The sequence below is a fragment of the Methanosarcina sp. genome, assembly GCF_049706645.1.
GTDB lineage: Archaea > Halobacteriota > Methanosarcinia > Methanosarcinales > Methanosarcinaceae > Methanosarcina.
The window spans coordinates 123,533-138,692 of record NZ_JBNAKP010000021.1 but is presented as its reverse complement, the minus strand read 5'-3'; the positions used below and the strand labels follow the sequence as shown (position 1 = coordinate 138,692).

Genomic DNA, 15,160 nt, shown 5'->3' with positions numbered 1-15,160 from the left:
ACAGTATGTACTTATTGTCATGCCAGTATGTACTATTGTCATGCTAAAGTCAAATTCCGGAAATATTTTCCGGGTCCCCTGTCCCCTGCTATATAACGCTCTAAAATTTTCTATATCTTACTATATACCTGAAAAATAAAAATATTTGTTATATTGGGTCATTCCGATTTCTATCTAGATAATAAACATTAAAAAGTTCAAAATTGCAGGGCATCTTTCGGACATGCACTCACACAGCGTCCGCATTTGATACAGTCAGGTTTTGCATCGTCCTCACGGACTTTTAGCTGCATGGGGCAGACTTTATCGCATTTGTTGCAGTTAATGCACTTTTCCTTTGTGAGTTTCAGGGGATATTTCTTTCCACCAATCAGGCGCTGGGCTGTTCCCATAGGGCAGAACGAACACCAGGCTCTCGGGCTCAGGAAACTTCCTAGAATGATTGCAATTGAGGTGGTTACAAGGCACATCATTACAAAGATCATGCCTATTTTTTCAAAAGTATTATAGCTTCCAATAGTGCTTGCTACCCTGTAGCCCATAAAACCCATCAGCATGAAAAAAATTGGCAGGCGAACCCACAGGTTCCGGAATACATCGGGTATTCTTCTTTTCCTTGAGATCTTGCTGACCCAGAAATCAACAAAGCTTCCCCTGGGGCAGAGATTTCCGCAGAACCAGCGGCCTCTGAAAGGACTGATCAGGAAGATTGCTGCAAAAATCAGCAGCATGAAGTACCCGAGTGCCGGATACCAGAGCCCTCCTATGGAAACTATAAGAACCAGAATTCCCAGGTAAGGTGTTATTTTAAGCAAATTAAATCAGCCTCCGTTTTCCCATTTTTCAAGTTCCTGTCCGAGCCGGTCGGCCCAGGAACTTACTACAGTCATTATAATGTTTTTTATTTTAGTCCTTGAATTGACCCTGTACTTGAAGACATAACCTCCCCCATCCAGGTTTTGTTGCGACCTCTGCAGAATTTCCCTTTCGTGCAGTTTTTTGACGGAGCGCTGGATTGTCGAGATATCCAGCTTCAGGACTTTTGAAAGATAATCAGTGTCAACCCACTGCTCTTTTTCATTTAAAAAGTACTTCATAACATTCAGGTCTGCCTTTGTAAGATTAAGGGCACACTTGATCACATCTTCGATTTTGAACTCTTTACAGGCAAAGTCTATCATTCCAATCCCTCTGGAGTACTACAGTACTGTAATATTATTGCCGCAGTATATATACGATGCCAAGTACTGTGCTCTCCAGCCAAAAATAGGAAGTACTGCAATTTTTAGTAACATCTTCTAACCTTACCTGCGTGCAGAAAGCTGAAAATATCCCTAAAGAAAAATGAGAGCCGAGCGCAAATAAGTAAAAGTTCTGAGTAAATATGACTTATTATTAATAGGTAACAAAAAACTTAGAGCCGAGTCTGGTTTACATTAACAGCATAAGGCGTACTGGTCGTAGAATTTGTACTGGTTATTGGTAGTAGAATGTATATTGCAGTAGAATGTGTACTGTTTATTGGAAATAGAATGTGTATTGCCAGTAGAATGTACCTCCACATTGACACATTTTCAACTGGAACACCTAGCCGGATTAGCCTATTAAATACGGACTGTAGCAATTCTATCAAATATGCCGTGTGGCAATTCTATTAAATATGGACTGCGACCGGTTCATTTTCCCGTAACCAGAACCAGATGACAAATTGTGTTCCAGAATTCCTTCTAAGTTCTATGCAACCATCAATTTGTTCAACGAGAATATTTACAAGCTGGAGTCCAAGAGAATCCGAACTCTGGAAATCTATTTCCTCCGGAATGCCTTTCCCATTATCCGTTACTGTCAGTACGTACTGGAAGCAATCTTTCTGTGTACAATCCGGATACTGATCGGAGAGCTCATATCCGGCAGCGAATGTTTCGGTTCTGCAAAGGCTCACGTATATTTCGCCTTCACTTCCGGCAGGGAAAGCATGCTTCAGGGAATTTGAAATCAGTTCGTTTACAATGATTCCAAGTGGTATTGCAGTATCCATGTCCAGATATACCTGTTCAAGATCCATCTTCAAGTCGATATTATCGTTTCCAAGATTGTACGAAGTAAAAAGTTCTGCAGTGAGTTTCTGGAGATATGCTCCGAAATCAAGGGCATCGGCTTCGCGTCCTTTGTAGAGCTCTTCATGAATCAGAGCCATTGAAGCTATACGGTTCTGGCTTTCCCTGAAAGTTTCAAGTATTTTTGCATCACTGAACCTTTCAGCCTCAAGACTGAGCAGAGAAGAGATAACCTGCAGGTTGTTCTTAATACGATGATGGATTTCTTTTATCCGAATTCTTTCGATTTCTTCCAGGGCTTCTTCTGACTTTTTTCTCTGCAAAGCCTGCGCCACAGCTGGAGCGATACCTGCGAGATCCTCCTGTTGCTCGCGGCTGTAGCCGCCTTCACGGTTTGCAACCGATAGTATGCCCTTCGTTTTTCCTTCAGTGATAAGGGGCACGCCAAGGAATGACGTGAGTGGAGGATGACCTTGAGGCAGCCCAATACTGCCTGGATATGACATCGGATCGTTGGTGAAGAAGCTTTTTCCTGTATCAATTACACAACCATACAGTCCATGCAGGATAAAATCTCCAGGGGGACGACGATGCCCGGTCTTGTCATACATCGTGCACTGTTCCCATCCCATATCGCTTATTGCGATATCATGTAATAGCCCGTCAGCGCCTACTTCACCAACGAAACCAATTTGACTGCCGGTTATTTCAAGGGCTATGGACAGGCAGGTATTTCCAAGATCTTCTTCTGTTTTTTCCTGGATTACGTTGCTGAATATCTGGTTAATTCCCTCAAGAATATGGTTGTATCTGTGGATTCTATGCTCTTCTTGTTTGCGCTCGGTAATGTCCTGAATTATTCCTCTTATTCGAGCAGGGCTACCTCCTTCATCAAAGATAACTTCACCATGCGAAATGACTATGTGCTCGGTTCCGTCGGCTGAGACGATTTTATAATCGATGTTATAGGGCTCTCCGTTTAAAGCCTTTTTAATGGCCTGATCCACATAATCCCTATCATCCGGGTGTATATAGTTTAAGAACAGGTCATAAGTTATCCCGAACTCTTGAGGACTACATCCAAAAATTCGATAAACCTCATCGGACCAGTGTACTTCACCAGTTAGGACATTATGATCCCAACTTCCAAGGTGAGCCATTTCCTGAGCTTCAGCAAGACCTTTTTCGCTCTCTTTCAATGATTTATAAGTATTCTTAAGCTGCATTGTTCGTTCTTCAACTAAGTTTTCCAGATTGTCAAGTGTCTTTTGCAACTCGGCTTCGGCTTTTTTTCTCCCGGTAATGTCAGTAAGCATATTCATAGAGCCAATAAACCTTCCATCCTTATCAAAAAGGGATTTAGCACTTATAAGTGTCCATAAAGGTGAGCCATCCTTACGTATCAGTTTGAATTCGTGGCTTTCATTGATACCCTGTTCCCCCTTTTTCATATTCCGTTTGGAGATAGCCCTACCTTCTTCATCGGTGAAGTCCCTTGTCGATTTACCAATCATTTCTTCCTGAGTGCATCCCAGCATCTCCGCCATTTTCTGATTAGCATAGGTAGTCCTGGCTTCAGGGTCAACTATCCATATTCCTTCATTAGCCGTCTCTATAATGTTGCGGTATTTTTCCTCGCTCTCGCGGAGTGCCTCTTCAGCCAGCTTGCGTTCAGTGATATCTGTCAGAGTTGCAACACAGCCTACAATTTTACCCTCAGTATTCCTAAGAGGCCCTGAGTTTAAAAGTAAGTTGAGTCTCTGGCAATTAAGTTCAAGGGTTGCTTCCAGCCCAAGAATGGCAAACCCCTTCAGAGCAGAAGAGACAGGAAAAATGCTTTTGCCATTGTCTGTCCCTTCTGAGAATCGCAGATCAATAATATCTTCAAATCGCTGGAATGTCGGATCACACCTACAGATTCTGGATGCAGCATTACTGAACCTGATGATCCTTCCTGATATGTCGCAAACTATTATGGCCTCGGCAGCCTGTTCTATAATGGACCTGGCCAGAAGCTCAGCAGCAAGGGTTTCTTCATTTTTCTTCTGCTCGGTCAGGTCTGTGACTACGAGACACCAGGCATTTGGGGATCCCTCAGCCTCCAATGAGCTGATGGACAGGTAAACAGGCAAAGTTGCGCCTTCCTTACCCAGGAGATTGATTTCCCCCATACCCACCTCGTGCTCCAGAATTGCCTTAAAAGTTGTCGCGCTCTCAGGCGCAATAAATCGATAGATAGATTTGCCTACAATCGCCTGTGGTGACATTTTGAGGAGGTTTGCAAACTGGCGGTTAGAGTAAAGGATAGTGCCGTCACAGGCCAGGGTGACAGTACCTTCATTCATTGTCTCCACCAGGACGCGGTATGCACGATCCGCACTATCCAGAGTGAAAACTAACTCCCCTTCTGGCCCGTGTATTACCAAGGCATCCAGATCTCCCTCGCTGATTGCGCGCTTGAGTTCTTCAGCTTCCTCAAGACGCGCTCTCAGGCTCTGTACTTCATCCTTCAAGGCACGATTCTCATCTAATAGCGCCTTATTCGATATGGGCTCCTGGCCTTTTGCCAGTTTAGAACTCATATTGACACGTCCTTTCAAGGTCGATTATTTTTATTAGGCTTGAATTTTCAGTTTCATTCCAACCAGCACCCTCTGAGCATTCGCCATACTCCCTATGAGCTTTCTTAAGGGCGGTGGAAGCTCTTTTGTCAGCGTGGGAACTGCCACTATCCGGCCATCTTTGGCGAAGATTGGATAATGGTAAATCTCGATAATCTCCAGCTGTTACCTGCCTGGAAGGTATTCTTTACATATGCGCTTTATATTCTCGATTGCCTGCAACGATTTAGGCCACGCCCTCAATGTAGAGGTGCAGAACGTATTTTCCGCCCTCGGCTCTGGCCTGGGCTTCCTGAAAGTCAATTACAGAGTTTTTGACATTCTACAGTCTGGTTCTTCAGTCCGGGTCGTGCGATAAATTTACGGGGCGCAGATCCAGGCCCACCAGAACGTGCTCGGTATTTGAGAGGTTTCCTCTGATTTTCTTTATCGGCGGAGGAAGCTTTCTTACCAGCGTAGGTACAGCCAGTATCTGATCGCCTTTGGCCAGGTGCGGGTTCTCCAGAAGATCCAGAATCTCGATTCTGTACGTCTCCCAGATTATAAACTTCCTGGTCAGGCATAATATCAGATTAAACAGAGATAGGCCCACTATCATTTTGTGCTACCTCTGTCATCGATTTTTCACCACTTGAACTGAGAAGGCTACCTGTCTGGATAGACTTCTTTCACGAAGCCTGTACGCCGCAGACTATAATTAATGGGGCTATAGTATAAAGAAAATATCTCTCTCCCCAGGTATTCAGTTTACCTTTTTATGGCCTCTAATTTTTCATTAAGCCTCCGAATATTCGGTGACCTTAGAAGAAACAGGCTGTTTCTATGAATCCGGATAACCCGCTCTGCGTTCTCAGAAGCAAGTCTTTACTCCCGGAGAAGTTTTTTATTTGCTGCAATTCCCTCCACCCAAGAAGAAAAATGACTTAAAAAGCTTATAATTTAAAACTTATATCTAAAATCGTATGTGATAATCACGTGATAATTACGTGATAATTAACACTTCCAGGGGTAGGAAATTTCTGAGATCCTTTATTCATGTCTACAGCTCATTAAAATCCATGAATACTCAACAAAAAGCCGGCAGGTTTCTCTTTTTTCCCTGCCGGATTCACACACTGCTTTACAGGTTATTTTGATTTGCAGAAGCCGGATTCGGTTTCAATTTCCCACGTACTTTATAGTTTTGAATTACATTCCAAAGGCTGTCTGTGTGATTGTATTTTCAATCTCGTTTCTCAGCTCTTCCGGAATTCCCCTTATTCCTACATCCAGGAAACCGCGCACGATCATGCCTACAGCTTCGTCTTCGGTAAGACCTCTGGCCATCAGGTATTCCACCTGGTCTTTTGCAATTTTTCCCACTGCGGCCTCGTGAGTAAGTTCGATATCGTCTACGTTTGCTTCGAGAATGGGAATTGCAAGCTGGCTCCCTTTGTCAGTAAGAACAAGCCCTTTGCATTCAAGGTGCCCTTTTGCTCCTTTTGCATTGCCTATCATTTCCCCCCTTGCAATTATTCTTCCCCCGATTGTGATTGTTCTCGAGATGAGTTCAGCCTTCGTACCAGGGGCATTGAAAATCGCCCTGCTTCCGAGGTCCAGTTCGGAACCTGAATGGGCAATAGCTATAGTATTGAGCCTGGTCACTGCTCCTTCTCCTTCGAGCTTGACAGTCGGGTAGGTCTGGACGGAACGGACAGGTTTCAGGCAAATATAGTTGCTTACGTAGGTCCCTCCTTCTTCCACATGGATTACTGTCCTTGGCCTGACTCCTATCTGCTCGGCCCAGTTGTGGATCATTGTGAAATTCAGGGTGGCGCCTTTTTTTACGTACATCTCGGAAATCCCCAGGTGCAGACCTTCTTCCACTCCCTTTTTAGCCGTGCAGCCTGTTATTATATCAAGGCTGGCTCCTTCTTCGACTATTACAATGTTATGCACAGTCTGGAAGACCTTATCACTGCCAAGCAGAAGGCAGGTCTGGACTGGCAGAGACGATTTCTTGCCAGCAGGCACCCGGATAAAGTACCCATCCGCATCTTCAAGGTAAGTTTTTGCCGTGTATTTGTCGGTATCGACAGCTACAAGTTTCCAGGAGTATTCTTTGAGCCATTCGTATTTTTCCAGGGCTTTCCTGGTGGACATGAGTTCTACATTTTTGTCTTTCAGGGAAGAATGCGAAACTGTATTGTCAAGTACCAGCAGACTGCCTGATCGGCCCTCTTCGCTGGGTACCACTCCTACCTGGAGCAGGGTTCTTTTGCTTTCCTCGTCAAGGGTTCGGAGATCTTCGATAGGCTTGCTAACCCTGGAACCTTCCTCAAACTTCTCCAGCTCGATATCCTCTCCGAAAGCCGCCTTTTTCTCGGCTGCGCTTTCAGCTCTCTTTTTCAGGTTCACTTCATCAGTTTGCATTCTAAACACTCCTCATACCCTTTGCTCTTAATCTCTTCCAGCATTTTCAGGGGATTTCCTGAACACATAATTGTTCCGTTGCAAAGAATATATCCCCTATCTGCAGTTACATAATCAAGAACCTGACCTGTGTGAGTGATTATAAGGGCTGATTTCCCTCTTATGCAGCTCTCACCAGGACATCCGATGCCTTCCTCAAGTAATCCTTTTATTGTCAGTCCAACCTGTTCTATGCTTACAAGGTCTACTCCCGACTCAGGTTCATCCAGAAGATAAAGACTCGGGTTCTGGGCCGCAAGTTGCAAAAGTTCGGAACGCTTGATTTCTCCTCCAGAAAAGCCCACGTTTACGTCCCTATCCATAAAACGATTCATGTTAAGGTTTTCAGCAAGAGCCTCCGGATCTTTCTTTCCTTTCGATACCACTTTTATAAGATCTCTGAGTTTAATCCCGGACATATCTGGCGGGCGCTGCATCATAATTCCCAGCCCGCGACGGGCTCTTTCGTCCACTGGCAAGCTGGTAATATCTTCTCCATTAAAGAGAATTCTGCCTTTTACAACTTTATACTCGCTAAAGCCCATGATTGTTCTCATCAGAGCTGACTTCCCTGCTCCGTTTGGCCCAAAAAGCACATTAGTATATCCCTTTTTGACCTCGAGGTTTACGTCATGAAGCAAGGTTTTTCCATTGACCTCTACAGTCAGATCCTCTATTTCCAGCATCGACATTTCTCCCTTTATTTCATTTTTGATACGGTTCCCCTCTACTTTTTGCCAGTTATTAAAAAATAATGATAAAGCGTCTTCTTCAAAGTATATTCTATATGGCAGGAAAACAGCTAAATCGGATATTATGGTATCTTTGTTTGATTTTCGCTATTTCCTCTCAATAATCTTTTATTCTTTTTAGAGGACATTATATTTCTAACTATACATTCTTTTTAAATTTTATGTATTTATTAAAACTATAAAGCTAAAATCAAGAATTTTTTTAAAATTCAGCTTTGAATTCAGGACTGAAATAAAATTGTGAAGATAAAGTTCTTCAATTTCATATTTATTAGAATAGGTGATTCTATTAATAACAAATCAATAATAAATTAATAACAAATTAATTCTGGCAGAAAAAATCAATCTATCTAAGATCCAGGCGCATACCAACTTCGATTTCTACGAAAGCCGCTGGGAAAATTTCTTTTATTTTTTCTCGATGGGCAGTACAATGCCCTGCTGCTATGAGTTCCATACCTCTCAGCCTTTCAAACTCCTCGTTATCGTGAAGCCCTCCGAGAATTCCCTTTACTTTCCCGTAATGGCTGGCACTATCAAGAATTGCAGTAAGTCCGGGGTGAGCGCAGCCTGTAAGTATGTAACAGCCGTCTCCTGTCTCCAGAACAAGTGCTTGCTCCTTTACTTTGCCTCCGAGTTCTCCTGTACTCCAGATATTATGAGAGATTTCGACAGGCTCTTTTATTTCAATAAGACTGGCCTTTTTCTCAATTTCCTTTTTCAGGTTCTTCGAAAAGGAAGCAGGGACATAGACCTCAAGCCCGGGATTTGCCTGAAGAATCTCGGGAAGGCCTCCTATGTGGTCCCAGTGCTGGTGGGAGATAATTAATTTTCGTATGCTTGCGGGATCAATGTTGAGCTTCTTCATATGTTCCATAAGGAGAAGCCCATCCCACCCGGTGTCGAAAAGAAGGGTTTCGCGATTTGTTTCAATAAGAGCTGCAAAACCCCAGCTTCCTGTAAAATCCTGACTGGCTTTATTGTCATAAACGATAGTAAGCCTGAACATCCGGGTTCCCTCAGATTTCTGTCATGGTTTTGTATTCCATAACAGTAGAAACAGGATTCGTCTTGACTTTAATTCCAGTCTCTTCAAGGGCGCAGATTCCGTTAATGCCTCCTACGATTGCAATCCCGAACTTTCCGGTTTCAACAGGTGCCCCAAATAAGGCTTCATCAATCTCTCCCGGAGGGAAACAACCTCCAAGGCCGACTTTTTCTACGGTTTTGATCACTTCTATGGCCCTGTCATAAGCCGAGGAATTGATCTGCCGCATGTTGGCAAGGACTTTGCCTTCCCCTTTTTCAAGCACGTCGAGGACAGAAGTAGTCTTCCTGCTCATGAAAATCTGTATGGGGTCGATTGAGGTTCCGCTGTAAGAAATCAAATCTAAAAACCGTGCAGGCTTCCGATTTTCTATCTGGAGAATCCCGCCGTAGGCAGGTTCCACAGGGATACCTGCTTTGAGAAGGAGTCCGTCAAAAGCAACGCTGCATATCGTAGCTATTCCGATTTTTCCAGGAGGCAGGGAAATCAGTTCCTCATCCTCTTCAATAATCCTTACCCTGGGACTTATCATGTACCCTTCGTGTGCGGTATACGAGACCACGTCAATAATAGTCTCTAAATCGTCCTTATCGAAGTATGAAATATTTACGGGTACTACCCCGTCATTGGTTTCGGGATTATATGTGGTTCTGTATGCCATTTCCTCTATCCGGGATATTACGAAACCAAAGCGGTCTGCAATCAGGGCGTCACTCATCTCCCTTTCTCCCAGTTCGGTAAGTGTACGTCCTGCATACCCATGTTTGCGTGTGAACCCTCTCTCATCCAGGATCCTCAGATGGTAGCGGACAGCCCGCTCTCCTATATCATAGCCCCGGTTATTAAGTTCATCAGCTATTGCCCGGGCACCTATAGGTTTGTCACTTTCGTGAATCACCCTCATAATTTCGATGAGTTTTCGCTCAATTTGCGGATCCATCATGTTTAACACCGTTATACTTTATGGTAAAAATGAATTGCTTGTGATCGTGACAAAATTCTATAATCTTTAAATAGTCTCTAAGCATGGCCTTTTCTTTTCGGCTTGCCCAAAACGGGTTCAATTCTTATTTAAATTTAATTATAGTAAATCTTTTCGTAGTTAATATAATTTTGTCTCAGCAGAGTTGCGGCTCTGCAGTGCGCTGCCCTTTTCGCTCACTTCGTTCGCTCAAGAGGGCTAGTTTATGAATAAGTAAACTAGACCTTGTTTAGAGGGCTTGTTTATTGGCAAGAGAAAAGCTTTTCTTTTGCTGAAGGGCTAATTTACGGATAAGCAGCATTATTTTCGTTCCGTCAAGTGGACGAATTTTAAAAGTTATCCTTTTCTGGTTTTTTGTGTCGGCTATGGTTACGGATTCTGGATTTGCTTTGTTATGTGTAATTTCTTATGTCGGAACTGTATGATTTCATATAATTTTTATAATTCCAGGTTGGGGGGAGTAGAGTTCTCCTGTTTCGAGGAGGCTTTTGAGGGTTGTTTCGAATTTTTCTTGACTTATTCCTTTTTCGAGGGCTTTCTGTCGGAGTTCTTCTTTTTCGATTTTTCCGCTTGCGGCTTTCAGGATTTCGAGAAGGGTTGATTTCGGATCTTTCTTAGGTGGGATGGGGCTTGAAGGGTTTTTTTCTGGAAGCTTAAATACTTTTACCTGGGTCTCGGTTTCGGGGTCCGGGCGTTCTGAGGCTTTGGAGGGGGAGGGCAGCGAAAATGTTTCACTGCCTTTTCCGGAGATTTCGGCTTGCAGGCGAGCCCGAAAAAGCACTGCATCTTCGAGTTCTTCGGAGGAGTGAAATACCCTCAATTTTCGGGTTTGCAGGAGAGCTCCGCAGTGCTGGCATTTCAGGGTTTTTTTTCCGGTTTCTGCAATCTGGGCATGCTGTCGGCATTTCGGGCACACAATTACTGCATACCGAAAAATTTTGTGCTTTTCTCCGAATTCCAGTTCAAATCACCTTCCGTATCTTCTCTGCCTTTTCTGGAAATCTCTTATTACTCTAAGCAGGTCAACCCTTCGCACGTCCTTCCAGTTGACATCTGTAAAATACAGTTCCGAGTAGACTGACTGCCAGACAAGAAAGTCCGAAAGCTTCTGTCCTCCCGAACGGATCATGATATCAGGCTCGTGATTAACAAGAAGATGGGATTCGAGCATTTTTTCATCTACTTCCTCAGGTCTGACATTTCCTGCCTTAACCTCTCCAAGGATGGTCAGTACAGCCCTGGTAATTTCATTTCTTCCTCCGAATCCCAGTGATACGTAAACAAAAAAATCCTTTCCAGGTGCAGTGCTATTTACTTCTCCGTCAACACCATGAATCCTATAACCCGTGCCGGCAGGAAGGTCAGAAAAGCCCTCTTCCAGTCTGGTTCTGAGCGTTGATGCGATTTCAGCTTTCAAAGACGATTCAGTTTTCAGGATGTCTACATAGATGCTCACAAGTTCGACTCTGAATCTTCTAAAGATGCTAAGTGCGGATAGAAGCTTCTCCAGTCCTTTAGGGTCAAAGAGGTCAGTTTCTTTGAGTATGATTGCCACATGCCTGGGGGTATTTGAAGATGCTCTGGTTATTTGCCAGGCCAGGAACCTCTCATAAAACGGATAGGCAAAAGAAAGTAAATCCATCTGGAAAATATCCTCCCTGACAAGCTAAAACAATTCACTATTTGATCTTTTCTCTTATTTTTATTAGCTTCAGGTTTCTTCCAGATGACAGGTTTTTAAGGTATATTTACTTTGCAGTGGATACGATCTTGATTACATCTCCATTTTTCAGTTCATGCTTTTCTCCAAGCCTCAGCCTTGTCCTTGCGTCTACTGCATACAGAAACCGGTCTCCAATTTCGGTATGGATCTGGTAAGCAAGATCATGGCAGGTGGAACCTCTTTTCATAATGTAGGCATCAGGAAGCATATTCCCGATTTTGTCGGACCATTTTCCCTCGTCTTCTACAGGATATACAACAATAAGGTCCAGAAGCTCGAAGACAGTCCTGTTTATACACTCCTGGACACCTGTACTGCCAAGCCTCTCAATCACTTTCTGAATAGCTTCGAGTCCTTTTTTCTGAGCTTTTGTAAGGTCCCCGCCAAGCACCTCGAACTTCTGATCTCCGGGGCTATACCTGATAAGTCCGCTTTTTGCTGCAGACTTAAGTGCAAGTTCGGCTGCTGCACTTGCAGGCACTACTATTCTGTCAAGATCTTTAAGCCTGTCCAGGTTCTCTCTTGGGGCGATATCGGCCTTGTTTGCGGCGATAAGCAGAGGCTTGCTGATTTCCCTCATTGCATCGCAGAGCCGGATCATATCTTCCTCACTCCATTTAACATGATCCAGCCTTGAAAGCCCTGTTTCCATCAAAGCTGCGTTTACATGGGATTCTCTTATTCCTGCTCCTGCAAGCTGTTCTGCAATTACTACTTCCAGCTTGAGCCCTTCGGCCTGGATCTTTCTGGCAAGTTTGAGCCAGTTTCTTTCCAAAATACCATAAAGCCACATTGTAATCTCCCTGTTCAGAAAGGTCACATCTTCAAGGGGGTCGTGGTCTCCGACATCTACAGGGTTGCCTTCGGCGTCGGTCCCGCCTGAGGCGTCTACTACATGGATGATTGCCTGAGCCTGCCTGAGTTCATCCAGGAAAGTGTTCCCAAGTCCCCTTCCTTTGTATGCGTCAGGGACAAGCCCGGCGACGTCAATTATATCAACAGGGACGAGCCTGACCCCGTCCACGCACTTTCCGCATCTCTTTTCCTTCTCTTTGCAGGGGCATTCGACCCGCACATAGGTAACTCCGTGATTAGCGTTGATAGTTGTGAAAGGATAATTTGCAATTTCAACATCTGCAAGTGTAGCAGCTTTGAAGAAAGTGGATTTTCCCGCATTGGGTTTTCCTGCAAGTCCTATGGTCATCGACATAAATTATAAAAACGAACTTGTTGCATTTAATCTTTATTGATAGTGATGCCGGGGAACCAGGATTTTTTTCCTTACCTTTCTGGAAGGCCAGAGCGGCAAACTGAGGGTTGAGTCGGCTCTTGAGGAACAAAGTTTATATCCTTGAATGTGCTTATCAATGGTGCTCGCTTGCGTCCCGATAGGGTAGTGGATATCCTTGAGGCCTGCGGAGCCTTAGACCTGAGTTCAAGTCTCAGTCGGGACGTAAATCCTATTTTCGTTTTTTATTCATTTGACTTTCAGCTTATTCTCGTTTGATTCTCTAATCTTATTCTCGTTCAATTTCTCGACCGATTTACAATTTTTTTCAATTCATTCTTCATTTAATTCTCTGCCTTCTTTTCTCATCGATTTTGCACTCCCGCTCTTTCGATTTCTCCTGTCCACGTTTTGTTTCCTGCCTTTTGTTTCTTTTTCCCACTACTGCCACTTCTATTTTTGTACCTGCCATGGTTACATCAAAAAGATAATGAATGTGAGCTGAACTTATAGTATAAACGTCAAAAGATGGGATATCTATGAAAGGGAAAGTTCTGATATTACTGGTAACGCTTGTATTCTTACTCGCCTCAGGTTGTACTGAGGAAGACAATGCGTCTGCGCCTGACGACCCTAATACTCCAATACCGAAAGCTGGCGCGGCTGTACAGCCTGATGAAAATATCTCTTCAAAATCCGGAGAAGAACACATTGTCCGTCTTGAAAATTTCGGAGTGGTAAGACCTCCGGAACTGAATATTCCAAAAGGAGATACGGTTTCCTGGTGGAGCGATAAAAGACAGGGTAACTATGTGCTTGTTAGTGAAGATGGGCTGTTTCCGGATAAAATACTTTCATACAGGGTGCCTTTCACTTACACCTTTAACGAAACCGGAACCTACCGTTTTATTGTCAAAGATCTCCCTGAGATGAACGCTACGATCAGGGTGAACTGAAACTTTCCTGTCTTGCCCGGTTTTCCGGTTTATCAAATCCCCCACCCTGCAGAAGGGCGGGACTGACCCGTAAACCGGGCTACAGATAATATCATATCCTGATTTAGAAAAGAGCTGATCGGGGTATCAGCACTGAAACCTGGCAAGCCGGAAAGAGAATTCAACTCTACTTTCTTCCCGGAAAGTTGCTCCTTAATTGCGGGAGAACAATATTTCTTAGACCGGGTTTATTCCACCGGTTTTTTTCACCAGTCTTTTTCACCAGGTTTATTCCACCGGTTCTATTCCATAACTGCCTCATCGTTCAGGTTTAAAACCCGGGAGAAATTTTCAGATTTTAGTAATAGGTCTTGCTATACCTTTATAATGATCGAAAAGTTCTTTTCCCCACTTGAGTGCGCTTTCATCAAAACTTACCAGGTTATGGTTATAGTAAATTCCGCTGTTACAGAAAAGGGAAAGCGCCATGAACTTTTCCGTAACTATGCTTGAAGCAATTTTCATATTGTTATTATTACATACATAAAGTTTGGTATATTTCAGGTTCAGGAAATGCTCAAGTTCCTTTTTGTAATCATTGAGCATTCTGTCATAAACGTACTCTGTAAATACCAGGGTTATATCCGTACCCTTTGCGGCAAGCTCTATGCACAGGGATGGATAGATCGGCAGGAAAAAGGAGGATGAGATCATCACTTTCTCGGACTCGGAAAGGTGTTTTACAACTTCTTTAGGATACTCGAATACATGGTTTCGGTCAGGATTTACTTCTATATAATCTCCGAGCCTTCCAATCTCGTCCAGAAATTCAGGAGGAATTGATGTCATATCCTGGTTTATCCAGTAATCGTGGTTTTTATCGAAAACGTTAAACGTTTCCAGAATTGTCTTCATCTTCGGAACCAGAATTTCTCCGATACTGGAAAGTTTGTAGAGCCTGTTACTTTCAACAACAAGGTCCTGCTTCATCAGTATCTTTATCTGGGTCATTATTGGGCTTGAGCGGACATCAAGTGTATTTTTGATTTCTTCGATGTTCTTGGGTCCGTCCAGAAGCAGTAAAAGTAGATTTTTCCTTTTTTCTGAAAGAAAGAGAACATCCAGTAATGATGACTCCATCTGATTCCCTCTCTTAGGTCTCATCCTATTATATCTGACATTGTATATATCTCTATACCAGAAGACTCTGAACTTCCTGTACTCTTATCCCTTGCCATTTTAGTTTTTGATGGGATAAAGAATCTTTGGGGTTTATACTTGGGGATATAAAGAAAATTACCATTTTTTTATGCAGCAAATTACTACTATAATAATATATAATTATTTTTCATTACTTTTTTAT

The 15,160-nt window shown here is 43.4% G+C and carries 15 protein-coding genes and 1 tRNA gene; 2 read left to right on the top strand and 14 right to left on the bottom strand.

The genetic code is table 11. The annotated features are described in order from the left end of the window. Positions 1-197 precede the first annotated feature (197 nt). From ACPK8D_RS09115 to ACPK8D_RS09060, 12 genes are all read right to left on the bottom strand, one after another. Complete coding sequence (locus ACPK8D_RS09115) at positions 198-815, bottom strand: 4Fe-4S binding protein (RefSeq protein WP_424717538.1); 618 nt, start codon at positions 813-815, stop codon at positions 198-200. Positions 816-821: 6 nt separating this feature from the next. Then, positions 822-1,181 carry a MarR family transcriptional regulator gene (locus tag ACPK8D_RS09110; protein ID WP_424717537.1) on the bottom strand — a complete coding sequence of 120 codons (360 nt, stop codon included), beginning with the start codon at positions 1,179-1,181 and terminating at the stop codon, positions 822-824. 473 nt (positions 1,182-1,654) lie between these two features. Beyond that, on the bottom strand, positions 1,655-4,639 hold the full coding sequence (locus ACPK8D_RS09105) for a PAS domain S-box protein (RefSeq protein ID WP_424717536.1): 2,985 nt from the start codon (positions 4,637-4,639) through the stop codon (positions 1,655-1,657). Positions 4,640-4,672: 33 nt separating this feature from the next. Further along, on the bottom strand, positions 4,673-4,786 hold the full coding sequence (locus ACPK8D_RS09100; protein WP_424717535.1) for a circadian clock KaiB family protein: 114 nt from the start codon (positions 4,784-4,786) through the stop codon (positions 4,673-4,675). 229 nt (positions 4,787-5,015) lie between these two features. After that, a complete protein-coding gene (locus ACPK8D_RS09095; protein ID WP_424717534.1) occupies positions 5,016-5,276 on the bottom strand; it encodes a circadian clock KaiB family protein in 261 nt (86 codons plus the stop codon). A gap of 590 nt (positions 5,277-5,866) precedes the next feature. Beyond that, positions 5,867-7,090, bottom strand: a complete 1,224-nt coding sequence (locus ACPK8D_RS09090) for a SufB/SufD family protein (protein ID WP_424717533.1) — start codon at positions 7,088-7,090, stop codon at positions 5,867-5,869. Then, entirely contained in the window at positions 7,072-7,815 is a 744-nt protein-coding gene (locus ACPK8D_RS09085) for an ABC transporter ATP-binding protein (protein WP_424717532.1), read from the bottom strand. Before ACPK8D_RS09085 ends, ACPK8D_RS09090 begins: the two co-directional genes overlap by 19 nt. A gap of 412 nt (positions 7,816-8,227) precedes the next feature. Further along, complete coding sequence (locus tag ACPK8D_RS09080) at positions 8,228-8,890, bottom strand: MBL fold metallo-hydrolase (RefSeq protein ID WP_424717531.1); 663 nt, start codon at positions 8,888-8,890, stop codon at positions 8,228-8,230. A gap of 10 nt (positions 8,891-8,900) precedes the next feature. Continuing rightward, complete coding sequence (locus tag ACPK8D_RS09075; protein WP_424717530.1) at positions 8,901-9,869, bottom strand: DUF128 domain-containing protein; 969 nt, start codon at positions 9,867-9,869, stop codon at positions 8,901-8,903. 469 nt (positions 9,870-10,338) lie between these two features. After that, the gene (locus ACPK8D_RS09070; protein WP_424717529.1) at positions 10,339-10,827 is read right to left on the bottom strand and encodes a DUF5817 domain-containing protein; all 489 of its coding nucleotides are present in this window, start codon (positions 10,825-10,827) and stop codon (positions 10,339-10,341) included. 51 nt (positions 10,828-10,878) lie between these two features. Next, a complete protein-coding gene (locus tag ACPK8D_RS09065) occupies positions 10,879-11,553 on the bottom strand; it encodes an undecaprenyl diphosphate synthase family protein (protein ID WP_424717528.1) in 675 nt (224 codons plus the stop codon). Between the two features lie 106 nt (positions 11,554-11,659). Next, positions 11,660-12,844, bottom strand: a complete 1,185-nt coding sequence (locus ACPK8D_RS09060; RefSeq protein WP_424717527.1) for a redox-regulated ATPase YchF — start codon at positions 12,842-12,844, stop codon at positions 11,660-11,662. 172 nt (positions 12,845-13,016) lie between these two features. Between ACPK8D_RS09060 and ACPK8D_RS09055 the strand changes: the two genes are divergently transcribed. Next, a tRNA-Arg gene (locus ACPK8D_RS09055) sits at positions 13,017-13,088 on the top strand. Positions 13,089-13,202: 114 nt separating this feature from the next. On the opposite strand, the gene ACPK8D_RS09050 is transcribed toward ACPK8D_RS09055, so the two are convergent. Further along, entirely contained in the window at positions 13,203-13,334 is a 132-nt protein-coding gene (locus ACPK8D_RS09050) for a hypothetical protein (RefSeq protein ID WP_424717526.1), read from the bottom strand. Between the two features lie 67 nt (positions 13,335-13,401). Between ACPK8D_RS09050 and ACPK8D_RS09045 the strand changes: the two genes are divergently transcribed. Next, positions 13,402-13,818 (top strand): cell surface lipoprotein, encoded by a 417-nt coding sequence (locus tag ACPK8D_RS09045; protein ID WP_424717525.1) that lies wholly within the window; start codon positions 13,402-13,404, stop codon positions 13,816-13,818. Positions 13,819-14,148: 330 nt separating this feature from the next. On the opposite strand, the gene ACPK8D_RS09040 is transcribed toward ACPK8D_RS09045, so the two are convergent. Further along, positions 14,149-14,937 carry a helix-turn-helix transcriptional regulator gene (locus tag ACPK8D_RS09040; RefSeq protein WP_424717524.1) on the bottom strand — a complete coding sequence of 263 codons (789 nt, stop codon included), beginning with the start codon at positions 14,935-14,937 and terminating at the stop codon, positions 14,149-14,151. Positions 14,938-15,160: the final 223 nt, after the last annotated feature.